At 66.7% G+C, this 21,366-nt stretch carries 29 protein-coding genes; 25 read left to right on the top strand and 4 right to left on the bottom strand.

Annotated elements, in window-relative coordinates; translation table 11 throughout:
• Window positions 1–8: 8 nt before the first annotated feature.
• From AAG689_RS20370 to AAG689_RS20275, 20 genes are all read left to right on the top strand, one after another.
• Window positions 9–344 (top strand): ferredoxin, encoded by a 336-nt coding sequence (locus AAG689_RS20370; RefSeq protein ID WP_020227181.1) that lies wholly within the window; start codon window positions 9–11, stop codon window positions 342–344.
• Between the two features lie 74 nt (window positions 345–418).
• The gene (locus AAG689_RS20365; protein WP_406623504.1) at window positions 419–1,045 is read left to right on the top strand and encodes an alpha/beta hydrolase; all 627 of its coding nucleotides are present in this window, start codon (window positions 419–421) and stop codon (window positions 1,043–1,045) included.
• 47 nt (window positions 1,046–1,092) lie between these two features.
• Window positions 1,093–2,256 carry a D-alanyl-D-alanine carboxypeptidase family protein gene (locus AAG689_RS20360; RefSeq protein ID WP_406623503.1) on the top strand — a complete coding sequence of 388 codons (1,164 nt, stop codon included), beginning with the start codon at window positions 1,093–1,095 and terminating at the stop codon, window positions 2,254–2,256.
• 174 nt (window positions 2,257–2,430) lie between these two features.
• Complete coding sequence (gene bcsG / locus AAG689_RS20355; protein WP_406623502.1) at window positions 2,431–3,948, top strand: cellulose biosynthesis protein BcsG; 1,518 nt, start codon at window positions 2,431–2,433, stop codon at window positions 3,946–3,948.
• A gap of 123 nt (window positions 3,949–4,071) precedes the next feature.
• On the top strand, window positions 4,072–4,449 hold the full coding sequence (gene rpsL / locus AAG689_RS20350) for a 30S ribosomal protein S12 (RefSeq protein WP_003059441.1): 378 nt from the start codon (window positions 4,072–4,074) through the stop codon (window positions 4,447–4,449).
• 170 nt (window positions 4,450–4,619) lie between these two features.
• A complete protein-coding gene (gene rpsG / locus AAG689_RS20345) occupies window positions 4,620–5,093 on the top strand; it encodes a 30S ribosomal protein S7 (protein ID WP_020227177.1) in 474 nt (157 codons plus the stop codon).
• Window positions 5,094–5,180: 87 nt separating this feature from the next.
• Window positions 5,181–7,283 carry an elongation factor G gene (gene fusA, locus AAG689_RS20340; protein WP_020227176.1) on the top strand — a complete coding sequence of 701 codons (2,103 nt, stop codon included), beginning with the start codon at window positions 5,181–5,183 and terminating at the stop codon, window positions 7,281–7,283.
• Window positions 7,284–7,456: 173 nt separating this feature from the next.
• The gene (gene tuf / locus AAG689_RS20335; RefSeq protein ID WP_020229922.1) at window positions 7,457–8,647 is read left to right on the top strand and encodes an elongation factor Tu; all 1,191 of its coding nucleotides are present in this window, start codon (window positions 7,457–7,459) and stop codon (window positions 8,645–8,647) included.
• Between the two features lie 26 nt (window positions 8,648–8,673).
• The gene (rpsJ, locus tag AAG689_RS20330) at window positions 8,674–8,985 is read left to right on the top strand and encodes a 30S ribosomal protein S10 (RefSeq protein ID WP_003059431.1); all 312 of its coding nucleotides are present in this window, start codon (window positions 8,674–8,676) and stop codon (window positions 8,983–8,985) included.
• A gap of 228 nt (window positions 8,986–9,213) precedes the next feature.
• Entirely contained in the window at window positions 9,214–9,888 is a 675-nt protein-coding gene (gene rplC / locus AAG689_RS20325) for a 50S ribosomal protein L3 (RefSeq protein ID WP_406623501.1), read from the top strand.
• A complete protein-coding gene (gene rplD / locus AAG689_RS20320; protein WP_020229464.1) occupies window positions 9,888–10,508 on the top strand; it encodes a 50S ribosomal protein L4 in 621 nt (206 codons plus the stop codon). Before rplC ends, rplD begins: the two co-directional genes overlap by 1 nt.
• Window positions 10,505–10,819 carry a 50S ribosomal protein L23 gene (gene rplW, locus AAG689_RS20315; RefSeq protein WP_406623500.1) on the top strand — a complete coding sequence of 105 codons (315 nt, stop codon included), beginning with the start codon at window positions 10,505–10,507 and terminating at the stop codon, window positions 10,817–10,819. Before rplD ends, rplW begins: the two co-directional genes overlap by 4 nt.
• A 3-nt stretch (window positions 10,820–10,822) precedes the next feature.
• Complete coding sequence (rplB, locus tag AAG689_RS20310; protein WP_020229466.1) at window positions 10,823–11,647, top strand: 50S ribosomal protein L2; 825 nt, start codon at window positions 10,823–10,825, stop codon at window positions 11,645–11,647.
• Between the two features lie 10 nt (window positions 11,648–11,657).
• Window positions 11,658–11,933, top strand: a complete 276-nt coding sequence (rpsS, locus tag AAG689_RS20305; protein ID WP_024001800.1) for a 30S ribosomal protein S19 — start codon at window positions 11,658–11,660, stop codon at window positions 11,931–11,933.
• A 9-nt stretch (window positions 11,934–11,942) separates the two neighbouring features.
• Window positions 11,943–12,275, top strand: coding sequence for a 50S ribosomal protein L22 (rplV, locus tag AAG689_RS20300; RefSeq protein WP_020229468.1), 333 nt, complete (start codon window positions 11,943–11,945; stop codon window positions 12,273–12,275).
• A gap of 16 nt (window positions 12,276–12,291) precedes the next feature.
• Window positions 12,292–13,167 (top strand): 30S ribosomal protein S3, encoded by an 876-nt coding sequence (rpsC, locus tag AAG689_RS20295; RefSeq protein WP_020229469.1) that lies wholly within the window; start codon window positions 12,292–12,294, stop codon window positions 13,165–13,167.
• 2 nt (window positions 13,168–13,169) lie between these two features.
• Window positions 13,170–13,586 carry a 50S ribosomal protein L16 gene (gene rplP / locus AAG689_RS20290; RefSeq protein WP_020229470.1) on the top strand — a complete coding sequence of 139 codons (417 nt, stop codon included), beginning with the start codon at window positions 13,170–13,172 and terminating at the stop codon, window positions 13,584–13,586.
• Between the two features lie 11 nt (window positions 13,587–13,597).
• Window positions 13,598–13,795 carry a 50S ribosomal protein L29 gene (gene rpmC / locus AAG689_RS20285; protein ID WP_020229471.1) on the top strand — a complete coding sequence of 66 codons (198 nt, stop codon included), beginning with the start codon at window positions 13,598–13,600 and terminating at the stop codon, window positions 13,793–13,795.
• A gap of 9 nt (window positions 13,796–13,804) precedes the next feature.
• Window positions 13,805–14,074, top strand: coding sequence for a 30S ribosomal protein S17 (gene rpsQ, locus AAG689_RS20280; RefSeq protein ID WP_020229472.1), 270 nt, complete (start codon window positions 13,805–13,807; stop codon window positions 14,072–14,074).
• 90 nt (window positions 14,075–14,164) lie between these two features.
• Window positions 14,165–14,671: a peroxiredoxin gene (locus tag AAG689_RS20275; RefSeq protein WP_406623499.1), complete on the top strand. Its 507-nt coding sequence runs from the start codon at window positions 14,165–14,167 to the stop codon at window positions 14,669–14,671.
• Window positions 14,672–14,784: 113 nt separating this feature from the next.
• Here the strand turns inward: AAG689_RS20275 and AAG689_RS20270 are convergent, their stop codons facing one another.
• Together AAG689_RS20270 and AAG689_RS20265 are read right to left on the bottom strand one after the other, a co-directional pair.
• Window positions 14,785–15,228, bottom strand: coding sequence for a GNAT family N-acetyltransferase (locus AAG689_RS20270; protein WP_406626380.1), 444 nt, complete (start codon window positions 15,226–15,228; stop codon window positions 14,785–14,787).
• Between the two features lie 113 nt (window positions 15,229–15,341).
• On the bottom strand, window positions 15,342–16,004 hold the full coding sequence (locus tag AAG689_RS20265; RefSeq protein ID WP_406623498.1) for a cytochrome b/b6 domain-containing protein: 663 nt from the start codon (window positions 16,002–16,004) through the stop codon (window positions 15,342–15,344).
• Between the two features lie 168 nt (window positions 16,005–16,172).
• On the opposite strand from AAG689_RS20265, the gene AAG689_RS20260 reads away from it, so the two are divergent.
• On the top strand, window positions 16,173–16,634 hold the full coding sequence (locus AAG689_RS20260) for a c-type cytochrome (protein WP_406623497.1): 462 nt from the start codon (window positions 16,173–16,175) through the stop codon (window positions 16,632–16,634).
• Window positions 16,635–16,737: 103 nt separating this feature from the next.
• Here the strand turns inward: AAG689_RS20260 and AAG689_RS20255 are convergent, their stop codons facing one another.
• The gene (locus tag AAG689_RS20255; RefSeq protein ID WP_020227838.1) at window positions 16,738–17,241 is read right to left on the bottom strand and encodes a TlpA disulfide reductase family protein; all 504 of its coding nucleotides are present in this window, start codon (window positions 17,239–17,241) and stop codon (window positions 16,738–16,740) included.
• Between the two features lie 96 nt (window positions 17,242–17,337).
• On the opposite strand from AAG689_RS20255, the gene AAG689_RS20250 reads away from it, so the two are divergent.
• The 4 genes from AAG689_RS20250 to ptsP are packed head-to-tail and all read left to right on the top strand — an operon-like array spanning window position 17,338 to window position 20,381.
• Window positions 17,338–17,895: a hypothetical protein gene (locus AAG689_RS20250; RefSeq protein ID WP_406623496.1), complete on the top strand. Its 558-nt coding sequence runs from the start codon at window positions 17,338–17,340 to the stop codon at window positions 17,893–17,895.
• Between the two features lie 20 nt (window positions 17,896–17,915).
• Window positions 17,916–18,365, top strand: a complete 450-nt coding sequence (locus AAG689_RS20245; protein WP_406623495.1) for a PTS sugar transporter subunit IIA — start codon at window positions 17,916–17,918, stop codon at window positions 18,363–18,365.
• The gene (locus AAG689_RS20240) at window positions 18,334–18,603 is read left to right on the top strand and encodes an HPr family phosphocarrier protein (RefSeq protein WP_406623494.1); all 270 of its coding nucleotides are present in this window, start codon (window positions 18,334–18,336) and stop codon (window positions 18,601–18,603) included. The genes AAG689_RS20245 and AAG689_RS20240 overlap by 32 nt, the downstream gene beginning before the upstream one ends.
• Window positions 18,604–18,614: 11 nt before the next feature.
• Complete coding sequence (ptsP, locus tag AAG689_RS20235; protein ID WP_406623493.1) at window positions 18,615–20,381, top strand: phosphoenolpyruvate--protein phosphotransferase; 1,767 nt, start codon at window positions 18,615–18,617, stop codon at window positions 20,379–20,381.
• Window positions 20,382–20,443: 62 nt separating this feature from the next.
• On the opposite strand, the gene AAG689_RS20230 is transcribed toward ptsP, so the two are convergent.
• The gene (locus AAG689_RS20230; protein WP_406623492.1) at window positions 20,444–21,346 is read right to left on the bottom strand and encodes a LysR family transcriptional regulator; all 903 of its coding nucleotides are present in this window, start codon (window positions 21,344–21,346) and stop codon (window positions 20,444–20,446) included.
• Between the last annotated feature and the right edge of the window lie 20 nt (window positions 21,347–21,366).

Here is a 21,366-nt window from a genome sequence, read left to right as displayed (position 1 = left end):
ATCGGCCCATGAGCGACACCCCGTACTACCAGCGCCACATCTTCTTTTGTCTCAACGAGCGCACCAACGGCGAGAACTGCTGCGCCCACCACGGCGCGCAGCAGGCGTTCGAGCGCTGCAAGTCGCTCGTCAAGAAGCAGGGCCTGGCCGGCCCCGGCAAGGTGCGCGTGAACAAGGCCGGGTGCCTGGACCGCTGCGCGGGCGGGCCCATCGCCGTGGTCTATCCCGAGGGGACCTGGTACACCTACGTGGACGAGGCCGACATCGACGAGATCGTGGAGTCGCACCTCAAGAACGGCCAGGTGGTGGAGCGCTTGCGCACGCCGCCGGAACTTGGCCGCTGATCCGCATTCATAGTGTTTTTGGCCTCCAGCGCTTGTCAGCCAAGCGCCAGCAGCTATTGAATTGGTAGCCTGACGTGAACGCACAGACCGAACGCCTGACCCTTGCCGGCCCCGTGGGCCCCATCGAAGCCCTGCGCGATGCGCCTGCCGAGGGCGTGCCTGCGCGGGGCGTGGCGGTGATTGCGCACCCGCATCCGCTGTTCGGCGGCACCATGGACAACAAGGTGGTGCAGACGCTGGCGCGTGCCTTCGTGCAGTGCGGCTTCACCGCCGTGCGCTTCAACTTCCGCGGCGTGGGCGGCACCGCCGGCACGCACGACGAGGGGCGGGGCGAGCTGGACGACCTGCTGGCCGTCGTGCGGCAGGCTGCCGAAACGGGGCCGATCGCCCTGGCGGGCTTTTCCTTCGGCGCCTTCGTCACCAGCCATGCGCTGGCGCGCCTGTGGGGCGAGCGCGAGGTGGACCGCGCCGTGCTCGTGGGCACGGCCGCCAGCCGCTTCGCCGTGGCGCCCGTGCCGCCCGACGCCCACCTGCGCACGCTGGTCGTGCACGGCGAGGCCGACGACACCGTGCCCCTGGCCTCCGTGATGGACTGGGCGCGCCCGCAGTCACTGCCGGTTACCGTCGTGCCCGGGGGCGGCCATTTCTTTCACGGACAATTGCCGCTGCTCAAGGGCCTGGTCGTGCGCCACCTGCAATGAGCCCCCGCCTCCATTCTTTTCCTCCTGTTTTCCGCGTTTCCTCCACCATGAAGTCTTTCCTGTCCTCGTTGCGAACCCTTGCCTGTGCCGCCCTGCTGGCGCCCGCCGCCCTGTGGGCGCAAGCACCCCAGCCGCCGGAGATCGCCGCGCGCAACTACCTGCTGGTGGACGTGACGGCCGGCCAGGTGCTCGCCGCCAAGGACATCGACGCGCCGGTGGAGCAGGCCTCGCTCACCAAGCTCATGACCGGCTACCTCGTCTTCGACGCGCTGCGCGCCAAGAAGATCACGCTGGAGCAGAAGCTGCCCGTCTCCGAGCGTGCCTGGAAGATGCCCGGCTCGCGCATGTTCATCGACCCCAAGATGCAGGTGCCGGTGGACGACCTGCTCAAGGGCATGATCGTGCAGTCCGGCAACGACGCCACCGTGGCCCTGGCCGAGGGCGTGGGCGGCACGGTCGACAACTTCGTGCGCCTGATGAACGAGCAGGCCAAGGCCCTGGGCATGAACGGCACCGCCTACAAGAACCCCGAAGGCCTGACCGAGCCCGGCCACACCACCACGGCGCGCGACCTGGCCACGCTGGCCACCCGGCTGATGCGCGACTTCCCCGAGTACATGCACTACTACGCCACCAAGCAGTACCGCTACGAGGGCACGCCGGCATCCAACAGCAACAACCGCAATACGTTGCTGCTGCGCGACCCGACGGTGGACGGCCTCAAGACCGGCCACACGGCTGCTGCGGGCTACTGCCTGGTGGCCACGTCCAAGCGCGACTTCCCGCAGGTGGGCCAGCGGCGCCTGCTGTCCATCGTGCTCGGCGCGGCCAGCGAGAACGCCCGCGCCAACGAGAGCCAGAAGCTGCTGAACTGGGGCTACACCGCGTTCGACGCCGTCAAGCTTTTCGACGCCGGCCAGCCGGCCGCCACGCCGGCCGTGTGGAAGGGCACGCAGAACACGCTGAAGATCGGCCGGCCCGAGGCCATCGTCATCACCGTGCCCTCGGGCAGCGCCGGCAAGATCGCTACCGAGGTCGTGCGCAAGGACCCGCTGATCGCGCCCTTCACCAAGTGCCAGTCCATCGGCACGCTGAAGGTGTCGCTGGAAGGCCAGCCCGTGACCGAGGTGCCGCTGGTGGCGCTGGAAGACGTGGGCGAGGCCGGCATCTTCGGCCGCGCATGGGACGCCATCCGCCTCTGGATCAAGTAAGGGTCCATGGACGCGCAGGACCCGCAGGCTCCCCCGGCGCCGGGCTGGTCCAGGCCCCCGGCGCCGCAGCCCCGGGCCGACAGTTCCCCGAAGGCCCCGCCCAGGCCGCCGGCGCGGCGCCCTCGGCACACCCCGGCGCCGGCCGCCCGGCGTCCTGAATCCACGGGCGCGGGGATGGGCGCCTGGAGCCTGTATTTCCTGGCCAAGGCGGGCCTGTACCACGCGGGCTCCATAGGTTTCGGCTGGATCGGCAACCTGCTGTTCGCGGCCGCCCTGGCGTGGCCGCTGCGCTGGCCTTGGGCCCGCCGCGCGCGGCGCTGGCTGGCCTGGCCCGTGGCCCTGGGGCTGCTCTACCACGACTCCTTCCTGCCCGGGCCCGAGCGCCTGCTGGCCGGGCTCGGCGGCTTCAGCGCCGAATACCTGTGGGAGCTGGCGGCGCGCGCCGTGAACCCGTGGGTGGCGTTGGCCCTGGTGGCGGGCGTGGCGGCCTATGGGCTGCTGGCGCGCTGGGTGCCCTTCACCGTCGTCGCATTCCTGGGCATCCTGAGCGTGCCGGCCGTGGCGGAGCTGGGTGCCGGGCCGGCTGCCGCCAGCGCGGTGCACAGCGCCGCTGCTCCCGCGGACCCGCAAGCCCGGCTGCAGGCGTTCTACCAGGACGAGTCGCGGCGCAAGCTGCATCTGCCTGCGGGCGGCACGCCGGCGTTCGACCTCGTCGTCCTGCACGTGTGCTCGCTGGCATGGGACGACCTGGACGTGGTGGGGGAACGCAATCACCCGCTGTTCGCCCGCTTCGACCTGCTGTTCTCCGATTTCAACAGCGCTGCCAGCTACAGCGGCCCCGCCGTGCTGCGGCTGCTGTACGGCGCCTGCGGGCAGGTGCGGCACGGGCAGCTGTACCGCGGCGCGCCGCGCGAATGCCAGCTCTTCCCGGTCCTGGAGCAGGCCGGTTTCAAGACCGGTGCCCTGCTCAACCACGACGGCGAGTTCGACGACTTCTCCAAGCTCCTCGAATACCGCGGCGGGCTGCGCGGCAAGGTGCAGGTCAGCCGCGGCGCGCCGGTGCACATGCGCAGCTTCGACGGCTCGCCCATCTACGACGACCTCGCCGCCCTCTCGGCGTGGTGGCGCCAGCGGCAGGGCCAGGGCGGCCAGCCCGCCGCGCTGTACTACAACACCGTCTCGCTCCACGACGGCAACCGCGTCTCCGGCTCGGACACGCGCAGCAGCCTGGCCTCGTACAAGCCCCGGTTGCATAAGCTGCTGAACGATTTCGACCGCTTCATCGGCCAGCTCGAAAGCAGCGGCCGGCCCGTGGTGCTGGTGATGGTGCCGGAGCACGGCGCGTCGCTGCGGGGCGACAAGATGCAGTTTGCCGGCATGCGCGAAATTCCCGGGCCGCGCGTCACGCTGGTGCCGGCGGCGGTCAAGCTCATCGGCCTGCCGGGGCGGCAGGGCGGCGGCCCGCTCGTGGTGGACCGGCCGACCAGCTACTTCGACCTGAACAGCCTGCTGGCCGATCTGGTCGCCGACAGCCCCTACGGCGCCCGTGCCCGCCCGCTGTCGGCGCGCCTGGGCAGCGTGGGCACGACGCCCTTCGTCTCGGAGAACGAAGACGTGGTCGTGGTGCGCAACGCGGCGGGCGGCTACCGGATGAAGGCAGGGCAGGGCGCCTGGGCGTCCTACGCGTTCTAGCGCCAGATTCGCCTGTAGCGCGGGTGGATTGCCTTGTTATCCGCAAACCAGTACACTAGAAGGCTTTTCGGAATTTCCGAAGGGACTCACGTTTTCGCTTAATTCACGTTTAGGGACGTATTCATGCCAACCATCAACCAACTCGTGCGCCAGGGCCGCACGGTCGAAGTTGTCAAATCCAAAAGCCCTGCAATGGAAAACTGCCCGCAGCGCCGTGGCGTGTGCACCCGTGTGTACACCACGACGCCCAAGAAGCCGAACTCCGCTCTGCGTAAGGTCGCCAAGGTGCGCCTGACCAACGGCTTCGAGGTGATCTCGTACATCGGCGGCGAAGGCCACAACCTGCAAGAGCACAGCGTGGTGCTGGTGCGCGGCGGCCGTGTGAAGGACTTGCCCGGTGTGCGCTACCACATCGTGCGTGGTTCGCTTGACCTGCAAGGCGTCAAGGACCGCAAGCAGGCCCGTTCCAAGTACGGCGCCAAGAAGCCCAAGGCCAAGTAAGCCCTGCGCTTTCGCAAGGAATTTTCGGTGCTGTCTCCCGCGTGGCGCGGTGATGCAGCGTAGTGACCCCAAACGCAGGTGTTCTGCGCGGGTCGAGTAAGTGGGAGTCCATGGTTTGACTCTCGCGGTGTCTGAAAAGACGCCAACTGAAGCAAAGATAGAGGTGAAAAATGCCACGTCGTCGCGAAGTCCCCAAACGTGAAATCCTGCCGGATCCCAAGTTCGGCAACGTAGAGCTGTCCAAATTCATGAACGTGATCATGGAAGGCGGCAAGAAGGCGGTTGCAGAGCGCATCATCTATGGTGCGCTGGAACTGATCTCCAAGAAGCAGCCCGAGAAGGATGCTCTGGAAGTGTTCGTCACGGCCATCAACAACGTGAAGCCGATGGTCGAAGTGAAGTCCCGCCGCGTGGGCGGCGCCAACTACCAGGTGCCCGTAGAAGTGCGTCCCGTGCGCCGCCTGGCCCTGTCGATGCGCTGGATCAAGGAAGCCGCCCGCAAGCGCGGCGAGAAGTCCATGGCGCAGCGCTTGGCCAACGAACTGATGGAAGCCACCGAAGGCCGTGGCGGCGCGATGAAGCGCCGTGACGAAGTGCACCGCATGGCCGAAGCCAACAAGGCATTCAGCCACTTCCGCTTCTAAGTTCCGCCCCCACCTATCGCACTGGCAGGGAGCCCGATCCGCCCTTTTCGGCGGACGGGCTCTCAGCCGTTAACGAAAGTACCCATCATGGCTCGCAAAACTCCCATCGAGCGCTACCGCAACATCGGTATCTCGGCCCACATCGACGCTGGCAAGACCACGACCACGGAACGCATCCTGTTCTACACGGGTGTGACCCACAAACTGGGCGAAGTGCACGACGGCGCCGCCACCACCGACTGGATGGAGCAGGAGCAGGAGCGCGGCATCACCATCACTTCCGCGGCAGTGACCTGCTTCTGGAAGGGCATGGACATGTCCTACCCCGAGCACCGCTTCAACATCATCGACACCCCCGGCCACGTGGACTTCACCATCGAGGTGGAGCGTTCCATGCGCGTGCTGGACGGCGCCTGCATGGTGTACTGCGCCGTGGGCGGCGTGCAGCCCCAGTCCGAAACCGTCTGGCGCCAGGCCAACAAGTACAAGGTGCCCCGCCTCGCGTTCGTCAACAAGATGGACCGCACCGGCGCCAACTTCTTCAAGGTCTACGACCAGATGAAGCTGCGCCTGAAGGCCAACCCCGTGCCCGTGGTGATCCCGATCGGCGCGGAAGACAACTTCAAGGGCGTGATCGACCTCGTGAAGATGAAGGCCATCATCTGGGACGAAGCTTCCCAGGGCATGAAGTTCGAGTACCAGGACATCCCGGCCGAGCTGGCTGCCGATGCCCAGAAGTGGCGCGAGAACATGGTCGAGGCCGCCGCTGAAGCCAGCGAAGAGCTGATGAACAAGTACCTCGAAGAGGGCGACCTCTCCGAGGCCGAAGTCAAGCTCGGCCTGCGCACGCGCACCATCGCGACCGAAATCCAGCCCATGCTGTGCGGCACCGCGTTCAAGAACAAGGGTGTGCAGCGCATGCTCGACGCCGTGATCGACTACCTGCCCTCGCCCGTGGACATCCCGCCCGTGGGCGGTACCGACGAGGACGAGCAGCCCACGTCGCGCAAGGCCGACGACGCCGAGAAGTTCTCCGCGCTGGCCTTCAAGCTGATGACCGACCCGTTCGTGGGCCAGCTCACGTTCGTGCGCGTGTACTCCGGTGTGCTCTCCAAGGGCGACACCGTCTACAACGCCGTCAAGGGCAAGAAGGAGCGCATCGGCCGTATCGTGCAGATGATGGCCAACGAGCGCGTGGAAATCGACGAGATCCGCGCCGGCGACATCGCCGCCTGCGTGGGCCTGAAGGATGTGACCACGGGCGAAACCCTGTGCGATCCCGATGCCGTCGTGACCCTGGAGCGCATGGTGTTCCCCGAGCCCGTGATCGCGCAGGCCGTGGAGCCCAAGTCCAAGTCTGACCAGGAGAAGATGGGCATCGCCCTGTCGCGCCTGGCGTCCGAGGACCCGTCGTTCCGCGTGCGCTCCGACGAAGAGTCCGGCCAGACCATCATCGCCGGCATGGGTGAGCTGCACCTGGAAATCATCGTCGACCGCATGAAGCGCGAGTTCGGCGTGGAAGCCAACGTGGGCAAGCCCCAGGTGGCCTACCGCGAAACCATCCGCAACACGGTCAAGGACGTGGACGGCAAGTTCGTGCGCCAGTCCGGCGGTAAGGGCCAGTACGGCCACGTGGTGTTCCGCCTGGAACCCAACGAGCCGGGCAAGGGCTTCGAGTTCCTCGACGAGATCAAGGGCGGCGTGGTGCCGCGCGAGTACATCCCCGCCGTGCAGAAGGGCGTGGAAGAAGCGCTCACCAGCGGCGTGCTGGCCGGCTACCCTGTGGTGGACGTCAAGGTCGCGCTGACCTTCGGTTCGTACCACGACGTGGACTCGTCCGAGCAGGCGTTCAAGATGGCTGCCATCTTCGGCTTCAAGGAAGCCGCCAAGAAGGCCGGCCCCGTCATCCTCGAGCCCATGATGGCCGTGGAAGTCGAGACGCCCGAGGACTATGCCGGTACCGTGATGGGCGACCTCTCCAGCCGCCGCGGCATGGTGCAGGGCATGGACGACATGGTCGGCGGCGGCAAGGCCATCAAGGCCGAAGTCCCGCTGTCCGAGATGTTCGGCTACGCCACGCAGCTGCGCTCGATGACGCAGGGCCGTGCCACGTACACGATGGAGTTCAAGCACTATTCCGAAGCTCCGCGCAACGTGGCCGAGGCCATCATTGCCGCGCGCGCCAAGTAAGTGCGAAATCGGCTGCTGGCGCTTATCCAGTAAGCGCTGGCAGCTCACTTAAAGATAGCAAGTTTCTTGCAATCTGCGATCCGGTGCCGGCCTGTCGCGCTGTGCGGGCCGAACCAGCAACCGGGTGCAGACGTTAAACCCCAACACAGGCATTGCTCTTTTGGAGATCAGAAATGGCAAAAGGTAAGTTCGAACGTACCAAGCCCCACGTGAACGTGGGCACGATCGGTCACGTGGACCATGGCAAGACAACGCTGACGGCAGCCATCGCCACGGTGCTGGCCAAGAAGTTCGGCGGCGAAGCCAAGGGCTACGACCAGATCGACAACGCCCCCGAAGAAAAGGCCCGCGGCATCACCATCAACACCTCGCACGTCGAGTACGAGACCGCCTCGCGCCACTACGCCCACGTGGACTGCCCCGGCCACGCCGACTACGTCAAGAACATGATCACCGGTGCCGCCCAGATGGACGGCGCCATCCTGGTGTGCTCGGCCGCCGATGGCCCGATGCCCCAGACGCGCGAGCACATCCTGCTGGCCCGCCAGGTGGGCGTGCCCTACATCATCGTGTTCCTGAACAAGTGCGACATGGTCGATGACGAAGAGCTGCTCGAACTCGTCGAAATGGAAGTGCGCGAACTGCTGGACAAGTACGACTTCCCCGGCGACGACACCCCCATCATCCGCGGCTCCGCCAAGCTGGCCCTCGAAGGCGACCAGTCCGACAAGGGCGAACCCGCCATCCTGCGCCTGGCCGAAGCCCTGGACACCTACATCCCCACGCCTGAGCGCGCCGTCGACGGCGCCTTCCTGATGCCCGTGGAAGACGTGTTCTCCATCTCCGGCCGCGGCACCGTGGTCACGGGCCGTGTCGAGCGCGGCATCATCAAGGTCGGCGAAGAAATCGAAATCGTCGGCATCCGCGACACGCAAAAGACCACCGTCACCGGCGTGGAAATGTTCCGCAAGCTGCTCGACCAGGGCCAGGCCGGCGACAACGTGGGCCTGCTGCTGCGCGGCACCAAGCGCGAAGACGTCGAGCGCGGCCAGGTGCTGTGCAAGCCCGGCTCCATCAAGCCGCACACGCACTTCACCGCCGAGGTGTACGTTCTGTCCAAGGACGAGGGCGGGCGCCACACCCCCTTCTTCAACAACTACCGTCCCCAGTTCTACTTCCGCACCACCGACGTGACCGGCTCCATCGAGCTGCCCGCGGACAAGGAAATGGTGATGCCCGGCGACAACGTGTCGATCACCGTCAAGCTGATCAACCCCATCGCCATGGAAGAAGGCCTGCGCTTCGCCATCCGTGAAGGCGGCCGCACGGTCGGCGCCGGCGTCGTGGCTAAGATCATTGCGTAATCCCGAAAACCAGTAAGGAATACCCAATGTCCAAGCAAAAGATCCGTATCCGCCTGAAGGCTTTCGACTACAAGCTGATCGACCAGTCCGCCGCCGAGATCGTCGACACCGCCAAGCGCACCGGCGCCATCGTCAAGGGCCCCGTGCCCCTGCCGACGCGCATGAAGCGCTTCGACATCCTGCGCTCGCCGCACGTCAACAAGACCAGCCGCGACCAGTTCGAGATCCGCACGCACCAGCGCCTGATGGACATCGTCGATCCCACGGACAAGACGGTGGACGCCTTGATGAAGCTGGACCTGCCGGCCGGCGTGGACGTCGAAATCAAGCTGCAGTAATCCTGCGCTTCCCCCGGTGCGGCTCTGGCGCCGCACCCCTCATGACGCGGACTTGCCTGAAAAGGCAGTCCGCGTTATACTTTGCGGCTTCGCGTTTTTGCGTCCGGCTTTCGGGCGCGCGGGCGCGGAGTTTTATCAACCTTCTTTCGCGCACTTCGGGTGCAGGGCACTCGGGTGCAAACGTATCGGCCAATTGAAGTCGGTGCGGCGAAAGCTCTGGAGAAAACAATGAGTCTGAGCAACTCCCTCGGGTTGCTGGGCCGCAAGGTGGGCATGATGCGCCTCTTCACCGATGACGGGGACGCAGTGCCTGTCACGGTGGTGGACGTGTCCAACAACCGCGTGACCCAGGTGAAAACCCAAGAGAACGATGGCTACGTGGCCCTGCAGGTCACGTTCGGCGCGCGCAAGGCATCGCGCGTGACCAAGCCCGAAGCCGGCCACCTCGCCAAGGCGGGTGTCGAAGCCGGTGAGATCGTCCGTGAATTCCGCGTGACCGAAGAGACCGCCGGCAAGTACGCCGCGGGCACCGCCGTTGCCGTGGCCGACGTGTTCAGCGTGGGCCAGAAGGTGGACGTGCAGGGCACTTCGATCGGCAAGGGCTACGCCGGCACGATCAAGCGCCACAACTTCTCCTCGCAGCGCGCCTCGCACGGCAACAGCCGTTCGCACAACGTTCCTGGCTCCATCGGTATGGCCCAGGATCCCGGTCGCATTTTTCCGGGCAAGAAGATGACGGGTCACCTCGGTGATGCCACCGTCACGACGCAAAACCTCGACGTGGTTCGCATCGACGAAGCACGCCAACTGCTCTTGATCAAGGGCGCTGTTCCGGGCTCCAAGGGTGGCTTCGTGACCGTGCGTCCCGCCGTCAAGGCCACCGCACCGAAGGGAGCGAACTAATGCAGCTCGAACTCCTGAATGAGCAAGGCCAGGCCGCGTCCAAGGTGGACGTGCCCGAGACCGTGTTCGACCGCCAGTACAACGAAGACCTGATCCACCAGATCGTCGTCGCCTACCAGGCCAACGCCCGCCAGGGCACGCGCGCCCAGAAGGACCGCGAGCAGGTCAAGCACTCGACCAAGAAGCCCTTCAAGCAGAAGGGCACCGGCAACGCACGTGCCGGTATGACCTCCTCGCCGCTGTGGCGTGGGGGCGGCCGCATCTTCCCGAACCTGCCGGAAGAAAACTTCTCGCAGAAGATCAACAAGAAGATGTACCGCGCCGGCATGGCGTCCATCCTGTCGCAGCTGGCCCGCGAAGGCCGCTTGGCCGTGGTGGATTCGCTGAAGCTGGAAAGCCCCAAGACCAAGGTGCTGGCCGACAAGTTCAAGGCCATGAACCTGCAATCGGTGATGGTGATCGCCGATGAGGTCGATGAAAACCTGTACCTCGCCTCGCGCAACCTGAAGAACGTGTTCGTGACCGAACCGCGTTATGCAGACCCCGTGTCGCTGGTGCACTACAAGAAAGTGCTCGTCACCAAGGGCGCGATCGACAAACTCAAGGAGATGTTCGCATGAGCACACTCAAGTTTGACGAAGGTCGTCTGATGCAGGTGTTGGTTGCTCCCATCGTGTCCGAGAAGGCCACCATGGTTGCCGAGAAGTCCAACGCCGTGACGTTCAAGGTGCTGCAGAACGCTACGAAGCCCGAGATCAAGGCCGCCGTGGAACTGATGTTCAAGGTGGAAGTGAAGGGCGTTTCTGTGGTGAACACCAAAGGCAAGACCAAGCGCTTTGGCAAGACCGTCGGCCGCCGCGATAACGTGCGCAAGGCCTACGTGCTGCTGAAGGAAGGTCAAGAGCTGAACCTGTCCGGGGAGGCTGCGTAAACCATGGCCGTTATCAAGTTGAAACCCACCACCCCGGGCCAGCGTGGCACGGTGAAGGTGACGCGCAACCACCTGTACAAGGGTGAGGCGTTCGCTGCTCTGCTGGAACCCCAGCACCAGAAGGCTGGCCGTAACAACAACGGCCACATCACCACCCGCCACAAGGGCGGTGGCCACAAGCACCACTACCGCGTGGTGGACTTCCGTCGCAACAAGGACGCCATCCCCGCCAAGGTGGAGCGCATCGAGTACGACCCGAACCGCACGGCCCACATCGCCCTGGTGTGCTATGCCGACGGCGAGCGCCGCTACATCATCGCTCCGCGCAACCTGGAAGTGGGCGCGACCATCGTGAGCGGCTCCGAAGCCCCGATCCGCGTGGGCAACACGCTGCCGATCCGCAACATCCCGGTGGGTTCGACCATCCACTGCATCGAGCTCAAGCCCGGTGCCGGTGCCCAGATCGCCCGCTCGGCCGGTACGTCCGCCACGCTGCTGGCCCGCGAAGGCATCTACGCCCAGGTGCGTATGCGTTCGGGCGAAGTGCGCAAGATCCACATCGAGTGCCGCGCCACGATCGGCGAAGTCGCCAACGAAGAACACAGCCTGCGCCAGCTCGGCAAGGCCGGCGTGAAGCGCTGGATGGGTATCCGCCCGACGGTGCGTGGCGTTGCCATGAACCCGATCGACCACCCGCACGGTGGTGGCGAGGGCCGTACCGGTGAAGGCCGTCATGCGGTTGACCCATGGGGCAACCTGACGAAGGGCTACCGTACCCGTAACAACAAGCGCACACAGACCATGATCGTGTCGCGCCGCAAGAAGTAAGGGGTAGCAAATGACTCGCTCTCTCAAAAAGGGTCCGTTTGTTGACCATCACTTGCTGGCCAAGGTCGAGAAGGCCATCGCCACCAAGGACAAGAAGCCCGTCAAGACCTGGTCGCGTCGCTCCATGGTTCTGCCCGATTTCATCGGCCTGACCATTGCCGTGCACAACGGCAAGCAGCACGTGCCGGTCTACGTTACCGACCAGATGGTGGGCCACAAGCTGGGCGAATTCGCCCTGACGCGCACCTTCAAGGGTCACCCCGCCGACAAGAAGGCCAAGAAGTAAGGAACGACCATGTCTGAAACACGTGCAGTCCTCCGTGGCGTCCGCTTGTCGGTTGACAAGGGTCGCCTGGTCGCGGATCTGATCCGCGGCAAGAAGGTGGATCAAGCCCTGAACATCCTGGCTTTCACGCAGAAAAAAGCTGCCGTGATCGTCAAGAAGGTGCTGGAGTCCGCCATCGCCAACGCCGAGCACAACGACGGCGCCGATATCGACGAGCTGAAGGTCAAGACCATCTTCGTCGAGCAGGGCACCACGCTCAAGCGCTTCACCGCGCGCGCCAAGGGCCGCGGCAACCGCATCAGCAAGCCGACCTGCCACATCTACGTGACCGTGGGCAACTGAGGCCAAAGGGAAGAATATGGGACAGAAAATCCATCCTACCGGCTTCCGCCTTGCTGTGAGCCGCAACTGGGCCAGCCGCTGGTACGCGAGCAACCGTGACTTCGCCGGCATGCTGGCCGAAGACATCAAGGTGCGCGAGTACCTGAAGGCCAAGCTCAAGAACGCCGCCGTGTCGCGCGTGCTGATCGAGCGCCCTGCCAAGAACGCCCGCATCACGATCTACTCGGCACGTCCGGGCGTCGTGATCGGCAAGAAGGGCGAGGACATCGAGAACCTGAAGAAGGAACTCGCCACCCGCCTGGGCGTGCCGGTCGCGGTGAACATCGAGGAAGTGCGCAAGCCCGAAATCGATGCCAAGCTGATCGCCGACTCGATCACCCAGCAGCTCGAAAAGCGCATCATGTTCCGCCGCGCCATGAAGCGCGCCATGCAGAACGCGATGCGCCTGGGCGCGCAGGGCATCAAGATCATGTCGTCGGGCCGCCTGAACGGCATCGAAATCGCACGTACCGAGTGGTACCGCGAAGGCCGCGTGCCGCTGCACACCCTGCGCGCCGACATCGACTACGGCACCTCCGAAGCCAAGACCACCTACGGTGTGATCGGCGTGAAGGTGTGGGTCTACAAGGGCGACACGCTGGGCCGCAACGACCTGCCTGCTGCCGAGACGCCGCGCCCTGAAGAAGAGCGCCGTCCCCGTGGCCCCCGCCGCGATGGCCGCCCTGGCGACCGCGCAGGCCGTGGTGGTGCACGCCGTCCGATGGGTGGCAATGCCGCTCCTGCCGATGGCAGCGACAAGCCCGCTGGCGCCGGTGGCGCCGACGCAACCGCCGTTAAGCGCGTTCGCAAGACTGACGCGCCCGCTACAGCAGCGGACGGCAAAGGAGAATAAACATGCTGCAACCTGCTCGCCGCAAGTTCCGCAAGGAGCAAAAAGGCCGCAACACCGGCGTCGCCACGCGTGGCAATTCGGTGGCTTTCGGTGACTTCGGTCTGAAGTGCACGGACCGTGGCCGTCTGACGGCCCGCCAGATCGAGGCCGCACGCCGTGCGATCTCCCGCCACGTCAAGCGCGGCGGCCGCATCTGGATCCGTGTGTTCCCCGACAAGCCGATCTCCACCAAGCCCGCAGAAGTGCGTATGGGTAACGGCAAGGGCAACCCCGAGTACTACGTGGCCGAGATCCAGCCCGGCAAGATCGTGTTCGAGATCGTCGGCGTGCCCGAAGAACTGGCCCGTGAAGCGTTCCGCCTGGCTGCCGCCAAGCTGCCGCTGCGCACCACGTTCGTCGCCCGTCAGATTGGCGCTTAAGGAGAATCAACATGACGAAAGCTGCTGAACTCCGCCAAAAGGACGTGGCCGGCATCGAAGCCGAAATCAAGTCGCTGCAAAAGGCCCATTTCGGCCTGCGCATGCAGAAGGCCACGCAGCAACTGGGCAATACCGGTACGCTGCGCGCCACGCGCCGCGACATCGCGCGCGCCAAGACCATTCTTGCTGAAAAGCAAGCCGCCAAGTAAGGAGCCGACATGACGGAAGCTAAAACATCCCTCAAGCGCACCTTGGTTGGCAAGGTGGTCAGCGACAAGCGCGCCAAGACCGTGACGGTCCTGGTCGAGCGCCGCGTGAAGCACCCGATCTACGACAAGATCATGATCAAGTCGAGCAAGTACCACGCCCATGACGAAAATGGCGAGTACAAGCTGGGCGACACCATCGAGATCACGGAAAGCCGTCCGCTGTCCAAGACCAAGAACTGGGTCGCTACGCGCCTGGTGCAAAAGGCAGCGCTGGTCTAAGACCCGCGCAAACCTGGCCTCCCGCCAGGGCCATGAGAAACGACCCACAATGTGGGTCGTTTTTTTTCATCCATGCACAAGGAGCATCCCATGATCAAAGTCGGCGACACCCTGCCCGCCATCACGCTGATGGAATATTCGGAGGTCGAAGGCAACGGCTGCAGCATCGGCCCCAACCCGGTGGACGCGCAGAAGGCCGCCGCGGGCAAGACGATCGCCCTGTTCGCCGTGCCGGGCGCCTTCACGCCGACCTGCTCGGCCAAGCACGTGCCGGGCTATGTCGAGAATGCCGAGGCGCTCAAGGCCGTCGGGGTTGACGAGATCTGGTGCCTGTCGGTGAACGACGCCTTCGTGATGGGCGCCTGGGCTCGCGACCAGAAGACCGATGGCAAGGTGCGCATGCTGGCCGATGGCGACGCGGCCTTCGCCAAGGCCACGGGCCTGACGCTGGACCTCAATGGCAAGGGCCTGGGTCTGCGCAGCAACCGCTATTCCATGCTCGTGAAGGACGGGAAGGTGGTGGCGCTCAACGTCGAGGCGCCCGGCAAGTTCGAGGTCAGCGACGCAGCCACGCTGCTCTCCCAGGCGCGCGCATAAAGCTGCTGCGCCCTTTCGCAAAACGCCACGCCTGCACACTGCAGGCGTGGCGTTTTGCTATCTAAAAGAGAGCTGCTTGCGCTTGCTGGACGGGCGCTAGAGGCCTGAAAGGCTCAAGAAATGTCGGCTTTCAGGTAATGCGAGCCCGCGATGGGGTTGTGGTAGTAGGGCGGGATCTCCACGAAACTCAGCTCCGCATAGAGCGCGCGGGCCGACTCCATGCCGTCCAGCGTGTCCAGCAGCACGCAGGCATAGCCGGCCTGGCGCGCCGCATCCAGGATGGCCTCGGCCAGCTGCCGGCCGAGCCCGAAGCCGCGGAAGGCCTTGCGTACGTACAGGCGCTTCATCTCGCTGGCGTTGGGGTAGTCGGCGGAGTCCAGGGGGCGCAGGGCGCAGCAGCCGGCGATGCTGCCTTCGACCTCGGCCAGCAGGATCTGGCCGCGCGGCGCGGCATAGTCGCCCGGCAGGTCTGCCATCTCCTGGGCGAAGTCCTGGAATGCCAGGTCCACGTCCAGGCTGTCGGCGTATTCCTGGAAGATGGCGCGCACCGCATCCATCTCATGCGGCTGGGTGGGAATGAACAGGGTGACGGCGGGTGGCTGGTCCACTGGTGGCGTTGTGTTCGGCTGACGATGAAGAGTCAGTGTAGCCGCATGCTCCGGGAGGGGCGTCAGAAAGCCCCCAGGCCCGACACCCACCAGGCCAGCGCACCGCTCAGCGCCAGCACGACGGCCGCGCCCGCGCGGGAGGCCATGTCGTCGCGCGAGGGCGATGCGGGCCGCGGCAATTGCTTGTCGCCCCCCAGCATCGGGCGCACCAGCGTGCGCTTGCGCACCAGCACGTAGAACAGGATGGCCAGCAGGTGCAGCCCGACGAGGGCATAGAGCAGGTACTGGCCCACGTCCTTGTGGTACCACGTGGCCTGCCCCACCACGCTGCCCGGGACGAAGCGCGTGAGCGGGCCGGCGAAGGCGATCTCGTCATCGCTCACCAGGCCGCTGCCTACCTGCAGCAGCAGCACGGCGAGCAGGGCGAACACCGACAGCGCGCCCAGCGGGGAGTGGCCCACGTCGTCCTCCCCGCCGCCGCGCAGGTAGCGCCACAGGCGGGTGGGGGAGTAGAGAAAGCTCGCGAAGCGCGACCAGCGCCCGCCCATCAGCCCCCAGACCAGGCGGAACACCAGCAGCGCCAGCATCACGTAGCCCAGCCGCAGGTGCCATTCCATGGCGTTGCCGCCCAGCTTGGCGGTGGCGACCAGGGCGATGGTGGTGGCCGCCAGCGACCAGTGGAACAGGCGGGTGGGCAGATCCCAGACACGGACCGTGTGTTGCATGGCAGATTTCAGCAAAGGCAATGACGTTGCAGGATATTCTGCCCAGGCCGCAGAGAGGGCGCCTTGCGGTATATCCGACGAGATTGCCCGTGCTTGGCCTCCCGCCGGACCGGCGCCAGCGGATACTTGGCGCCGTTCAACCCCACGAAAAAGAAAGGTGCCATCGCCATGTCGCTGAAATCCATCGCCTTCGCCGCCGCCGCTTCGGCGGGTCTGCTGCTGTCGCTGCCCGCCGCGGCCCAGTTCGCCAAGCCCGAGGACGCCATCAAGTACCGCCAGGGCGCCCTGTTCGTCATGGGCCAGCATTTCTCGCGCCTGGGCGCCATGGCCAACGGCCGCGTGCCGTTCGACGCCAAGGCCGCGCAGCAGAACGCCGACGTGGTGGCCTCGCTGGCCAGCCTGCCCTGGGCCGGCTTCGGCCCGGGCACGGACAAGGGCGCCCCCCACAAGGCCAAGGCCGGCGTGTGGACCGAGCAGGCCAAGTTCCAGGAGCATGCCGACAAGCTCGTGGCCGAGTCCGCCAAACTGGCCGCGGCGGCCAAGACCGGCAACCTGGACAACCTGAAGGCCGCCTTCGGCCCCGCGGCCAATTCCTGCAAGGCCTGCCACGATGCCTACCGCGACCGCTGATCCGGCGCTATCGTTTGAATAGCTGCTGGCGCTTGCCAGTCAAGCGCAAAAGGCCGATTTCTTAACGAAATCGGCCTTTTGCTTTTGGGGGCGGCAGGAGGGATCAGGCCTCGGCCAGCAGGCGCTCGATGAGCTTGTGCAGCTCCGCGAAATCGGGGGCGCCCACGAAGCTCTTCACGATCTCCCCGCGCTTGTTGACGATGAAGGTGGAGGGCGTCAGCTTCACATCGCCCCAGGCGCGGGCCACTTCGCCGGTGTTGTCGATGGCCACCTTGAACGGCAGCTTGCGCGTCTCGGTGAAGTTCACCACGTAGCTCGGCGGGTCGTAGCTCATGGCGACGGCCAGGGTTTCGAAGCCGCGGTCCTTGAACTTGTCGTAGGTGGCGACGATCTCGGGCATTTCCGCCACGCACGTCGTGCAGCTCGTGGCCCAGAAGTTCACCAGCGCGACCTTGCCGCGCAGATCCTGGGTGGTCTGGCGCGAGCCGTCGAGCAATACGAAGGTGGACTGCGGCGCGGCCGACGCCCCGGTGCCCAGCACCACCACCGCCGCCACGGCGGCACATGCCGCCACGGCGCCCGCTACCAGCCACTTCTTCACTTGCATATCCTGGATTCCCCGTCGTTCGCGCGCATGCTGCGCCCATTGTGCCGCAGGGTGGATCGCCGCCGCGCGCGGAAGTTCGGGGAAATAATCCGCGCCATGCTCCGTCGCCTTTTCTTTGCCATCGCCAGCGCCAGCGCCTGTGCGCTGGCCGCCTGCAGCCCCGCGCTGAACTGGCGCAGCGTGTCCATCCCCGAGGCCGGCCTCACCCTCTCCCTGCCCTGCAAGCCCGAACACGCCACGCGCCCGGTGGACCTGGGGCGCGGCCCGGTGGAGCTGGCCATGACCGGCTGCGAGGCCGACGGCGCCACGTTCGCGGTCTCGCACCTGCTGCTGGCCGACCCGTCCCAGGCCGGCGCCACGCTGGACGTGTGGCGCGCGGCGGTGCGCGGGCGCATGCAGGCTGAACCGCCCGACGGGCCGCATGCGCGCTTCGTTCCCGCCCGCGCGCTGGACCTGCCGCAGTCGGTGCGCATGGCCGCGCGCGGGCGCGCGCCCGATGGCAGCGCCGTGGCCGCCGAGGCGGTGTGGTTCGCCCGGCTGGAAGGCACGCAGGCACGCCTCTACCATGCGGTGGTCTACACGCGCGAGCCGCACAGAACGCGCGGAGAGGCGGTGGCCGGCACCTTCTTCGACGCCCTGGTGCTGCAGCCATAATGCGGCCATTGCTGCCGCCCATGAACACGCGCCTCCTCCTCATCGCCCACGCCCCCCTGGCCCATGCGCTGCGCGAATGCGCGCTGCACGTGTTTCCCGATTGCGCATCCGACGTGCTGGCGCTGGACGTGCCGCCGAACGAGCCGCCGGAGGAGACGCTGGCCGCCGCGCGCATCCTGCTGCAGCAGCAGGGTGGCGCCTCCGTCCTCGTGCTGGCCGACGTGTTCGGCGCCACCCCGTGCAACGTGGCCCAGCGCCTCGTGGACGGCGTGCGCACGCGCCTCGTGGCGGGCGTGAACCTGCCCATGCTGCTGCGCGCCGTGGGCTACCGCGCCGAGCCGCTGGAAGCCCTGGCCGAGCGCGCGCTGGCCGGCGGCGCGCAGGGCGTGATGCCGGTGGCCGTGGCCGCGCCGCAGAACCAGACCCGACGTGCATCCCATGATCAAGAACACCATCACCATCAGCAATAAGCTGGGCCTGCATGCCCGCGCCTCCGCCAAGCTCACCAAGCTGGCGGGCAGCTTCCCCTGCGACGTCTGGATGAGCCGCGGCGACCGCCGCATCAACGCCAAGAGCATCATGGGCGTGATGATGCTGGCCGCGGGCCTGGGCGCGCAGGTCGAGATAGAAACCGACGGCGCGCAGGAGCAGGAGGCGATGGACGCGCTCCTGGCCCTGATCGACGGCAAGTTCGGCGAAGGCGAATAGGGCTTCTGGCGATGACCTTCTCAGTCCACGGCCTGGCAGTCGCACGCGGCATCGCCATCGGGCGTGCGGTGCTGGCGGCCGCGAGCCGCATGGAGGTGGTGCACTACTTCATCGAGCAGGACCAGGTCGAGGCCGAGATCCTGCGCATCCGCAATGGCCGCAACGCGGTGATCGGCGAGCTGCAGCGCCTGCAGACCGACATGCCGCCCGATGCCCCGCATGAGCTGGCCGCGCTGCTGGACGTGCACCTCATGCTGCTGCAGGACGAGATGCTCGTCAGCGGCGTCAAGCACTGGATCCGCGACCGCCTCTACAACGCCGAATGGGCGCTGACCACGCAGCTGGAGATCATCAGCCGCCAGTTCGACGAAATGGAGGACGACTACCTGCGCGAGCGCAAGGCCGACCTGGAGCAGGTGGTCGAGCGCATCCTGCGCCACATGAAGGGCGTGGGCAGCCCCGTAGGGCCGCCGCCCGCCAGCCCCCGGCGCCGCGCCGAGCAGGGCCTGCAGGCCGAGCTTCTGCCCGAGGGCAGCACCGAGGTGCCCCTGGTGCTGGTGGCGCACGACCTCTCGCCGGCCGACATGCTGCAGTTCAAGCAGAGCGTGTTCGCCGGCTTCGTCACCGACGTGGGCGGCAAGACCAGCCACACGGCCATCGTCGCGCGCAGCATGGACATCCCGGCCGTCGTGGGCGCGCGCGGGGCCAGCCAGCTCGTGCGCCAGGACGACTGGGTCATCATCGACGGCGACGCTGGCGTGGTCATCGTCGATCCCTCGCCCATCATCCTGGCCGAATACCGCTTCCGCCAGCGCCAGATCGCGCTGGAGCGCGAGCGTTTGGCCCGCCTGCTGCACACGCCGGCCGTCACGCTCGACGCCCAGGCCATCGAGCTGCTGGCCAACATCGAGCAGCCCGCCGACGCTGCCGCCGCCCTGGGCGTGGGTGCCGTGGGCGTGGGCCTGTTCCGCAGCGAATTCCTGTTCATGGGCCGCGCGGGCCGCCTGCCCGACGAGGAGGAGCAATACCGCGCCTACCGCGAGGCGGTCGAGGGCATGCGGGGCCTGCCCGTCACCATCCGCACGGTGGACGTGGGTGCCGACAAGCCGCTGGACAAGGGCCACAAGGACAGCTCGCTCAACCCCGCGCTGGGCCTGCGCGCCATCCGCTGGAGCCTGGCCGAACCGGCCATGTTCCGCACCCAGCTGCGCGCCGTGCTGCGCGCCGCGGGGCACGGCAAGGTCAAGCTGCTCTTTCCCATGCTGGCGCATGCGGGCGAGATCCGCCAGACGCTGGCGCAGCTCGACCAGGCGCGCGCCGAGCTGGACGCGCGCGGCGCGGCCTACGGTCCGGTGGAGGTGGGCGCCATGATCGAGGTGCCGGCCGCGGCGCTCATCGTGCGCGAGTTCCTGCGCCACTTCGACTTCCTCTCCATCGGCACCAACGACCTGATCCAGTATTCGCTGGCCATCGACCGCGCCGACGAGGCGGTGGCCCACCTGTACGACCCGCTGCACCCCGCCGTGCTGCGCCTGGTGGCCGATGTGATCGCGGCAGGGGCCCGCCAGGGCAAGAGCGTGAGCGTGTGCGGCGAGATGGCGGGCGACGTGGCCATGACGCGCCTGCTGCTGGGCCTGGGCCTGCGCAGCTTCTCGATGCAGCCGGCGCAGATCCTCGCCGTCAAGCAGGAAGTGCTGCGCGCCGACACGCGCAAGCTCGCCGACTGGGCGCAGCAGGTGCTGGACAGCGACGATCCGGCGGCACTGCTGACCTCCTGACGAGCACTATTGTTTCGATAGCTTCTGGCGCTTGATGGATAAGCGATAGAGGCCGATTCGATTCATATTCCTTCATCATCTTCCAGCGCGGCGAAGCGCGCCGCCAGGAAGTCCAGCAACGCGCGCACGCGCTGCGGCACCCGCTTGTGCGACAGCAGCACGGCGTGCAGCGGCACCTCCTCGGGCGTCCAGTCCGCCAGCAGCGGCACGAGGCGCCCGGCGCGCAGGTCGGGCAGCACGTCGATGCGGCTCTTGTAGGCGATGCCCTCGCCCGCCAGCGCCCACTGCCGCACCATCGTGCCGTTGGAGGTGGCGAGCGGCCCGTCCACCTTCACTTGCACCACGCGCCCGGCGCGGCTGAAGCGCCATTGCGCGTGGCGCCGCCCCTTCAGGAAGTAGGTCAGGCACGGGTGGCGCTCCAGGTCGGCGGGTGATTGCGGCATGCCGTGTTCGCGCACATATTCGGGGCTGGCCACCAGCACGCGGGGGTTGGCGCACAGGCGCCGGGCGGCGAGGCTGGAATCGGCCAGCGCGCCGTAGCGCAGCGCCAGGTCCAGCCCCTCGCGCGGCAGTGCCTGCACCGTGTCGCTCGCGTGCAGCACCACCTGCACCTGCGGGTGCTCGCGCGCGAACGCGGGCAGCCAGGGCGTGAGCCAGACCTGCGCCAGATCGCTCGGCGCCGCGAGCTGCACCACGCCCTGCAGGCCGCCCGCGGCGCGCTGCGCCTCGCCCTCGGCCCACACGGCCAGCAGGCGCTCGCAGGTGTCGAGGAACTGCGTGCCCTCGGCCGTCAGGCGCAGCGAACGGGTGCTGCGCTCCAGCAGCCGCGCGCTCAAAAGCGCTTCGAGCTTCTTGAGCGTGGCGCTCACGGCGGCCGGCGTCAGGTCGAGCTGGCGCGCGGCCTCGCTGAACGAACCCGTGGCGGCCACGCGGGCGAACAGGCGGGCATCTTGCAGGTGCAGCATGATTTCAAAAAATATTTGTG

Origin of the sequence: Acidovorax sp. SDU_ACID1 (assembly GCF_045291395.1) — a bacterium.
Lineage (GTDB): Bacteria > Pseudomonadota > Gammaproteobacteria > Burkholderiales > Burkholderiaceae_C > MR-S7.
Note: the sequence above shows the minus strand (reverse complement) of the source record. Positions and strands in the feature narration are given on the sequence as shown.

Bases quoted from the DNA above. Each gene is read 5' to 3' on its own strand.
- AAG689_RS20370 (WP_020227181.1), top strand. From the start codon at position 9: ATGAGCGACACCCCGTACTACCAGCGCCACATCTTCTTTTGTCTCAAC.
- AAG689_RS20360 (WP_406623503.1), top strand. From the start codon at position 1,093: ATGAAGTCTTTCCTGTCCTCGTTGCGAACCCTTGCCTGTGCCGCCCTG.
- bcsG (WP_406623502.1), top strand. From the start codon at position 2,431: ATGGGCGCCTGGAGCCTGTATTTCCTGGCCAAGGCGGGCCTGTACCAC.
- rpsL (WP_003059441.1), top strand. From the start codon at position 4,072: ATGCCAACCATCAACCAACTCGTGCGCCAGGGCCGCACGGTCGAAGTT.
- rpsG (WP_020227177.1), top strand. From the start codon at position 4,620: ATGCCACGTCGTCGCGAAGTCCCCAAACGTGAAATCCTGCCGGATCCC.
- fusA (WP_020227176.1), top strand. From the start codon at position 5,181: ATGGCTCGCAAAACTCCCATCGAGCGCTACCGCAACATCGGTATCTCG.
- tuf (WP_020229922.1), top strand. From the start codon at position 7,457: ATGGCAAAAGGTAAGTTCGAACGTACCAAGCCCCACGTGAACGTGGGC.
- rpsJ (WP_003059431.1), top strand. From the start codon at position 8,674: ATGTCCAAGCAAAAGATCCGTATCCGCCTGAAGGCTTTCGACTACAAG.
- rplC (WP_406623501.1), top strand. From the start codon at position 9,214: ATGAGTCTGAGCAACTCCCTCGGGTTGCTGGGCCGCAAGGTGGGCATG.
- rplD (WP_020229464.1), top strand. From the start codon at position 9,888: ATGCAGCTCGAACTCCTGAATGAGCAAGGCCAGGCCGCGTCCAAGGTG.
- rplW (WP_406623500.1), top strand. From the start codon at position 10,505: ATGAGCACACTCAAGTTTGACGAAGGTCGTCTGATGCAGGTGTTGGTT.
- rplB (WP_020229466.1), top strand. From the start codon at position 10,823: ATGGCCGTTATCAAGTTGAAACCCACCACCCCGGGCCAGCGTGGCACG.
- rpsS (WP_024001800.1), top strand. From the start codon at position 11,658: ATGACTCGCTCTCTCAAAAAGGGTCCGTTTGTTGACCATCACTTGCTG.
- rplV (WP_020229468.1), top strand. From the start codon at position 11,943: ATGTCTGAAACACGTGCAGTCCTCCGTGGCGTCCGCTTGTCGGTTGAC.
- rpsC (WP_020229469.1), top strand. From the start codon at position 12,292: ATGGGACAGAAAATCCATCCTACCGGCTTCCGCCTTGCTGTGAGCCGC.
- rplP (WP_020229470.1), top strand. From the start codon at position 13,170: ATGCTGCAACCTGCTCGCCGCAAGTTCCGCAAGGAGCAAAAAGGCCGC.
- rpmC (WP_020229471.1), top strand. From the start codon at position 13,598: ATGACGAAAGCTGCTGAACTCCGCCAAAAGGACGTGGCCGGCATCGAA.
- rpsQ (WP_020229472.1), top strand. From the start codon at position 13,805: ATGACGGAAGCTAAAACATCCCTCAAGCGCACCTTGGTTGGCAAGGTG.
- AAG689_RS20275 (WP_406623499.1), top strand. From the start codon at position 14,165: ATGATCAAAGTCGGCGACACCCTGCCCGCCATCACGCTGATGGAATAT.
- AAG689_RS20270 (WP_406626380.1), bottom strand. From the start codon at position 15,228: ATGGATGCGGTGCGCGCCATCTTCCAGGAATACGCCGACAGCCTGGAC.
- AAG689_RS20265 (WP_406623498.1), bottom strand. From the start codon at position 16,004: ATGCAACACACGGTCCGTGTCTGGGATCTGCCCACCCGCCTGTTCCAC.
- AAG689_RS20260 (WP_406623497.1), top strand. From the start codon at position 16,173: ATGTCGCTGAAATCCATCGCCTTCGCCGCCGCCGCTTCGGCGGGTCTG.
- AAG689_RS20255 (WP_020227838.1), bottom strand. From the start codon at position 17,241: ATGCAAGTGAAGAAGTGGCTGGTAGCGGGCGCCGTGGCGGCATGTGCC.
- AAG689_RS20250 (WP_406623496.1), top strand. From the start codon at position 17,338: ATGCTCCGTCGCCTTTTCTTTGCCATCGCCAGCGCCAGCGCCTGTGCG.
- AAG689_RS20245 (WP_406623495.1), top strand. From the start codon at position 17,916: ATGAACACGCGCCTCCTCCTCATCGCCCACGCCCCCCTGGCCCATGCG.
- AAG689_RS20240 (WP_406623494.1), top strand. From the start codon at position 18,334: ATGATCAAGAACACCATCACCATCAGCAATAAGCTGGGCCTGCATGCC.
- ptsP (WP_406623493.1), top strand. From the start codon at position 18,615: ATGACCTTCTCAGTCCACGGCCTGGCAGTCGCACGCGGCATCGCCATC.
- AAG689_RS20230 (WP_406623492.1), bottom strand. From the start codon at position 21,346: ATGCTGCACCTGCAAGATGCCCGCCTGTTCGCCCGCGTGGCCGCCACG.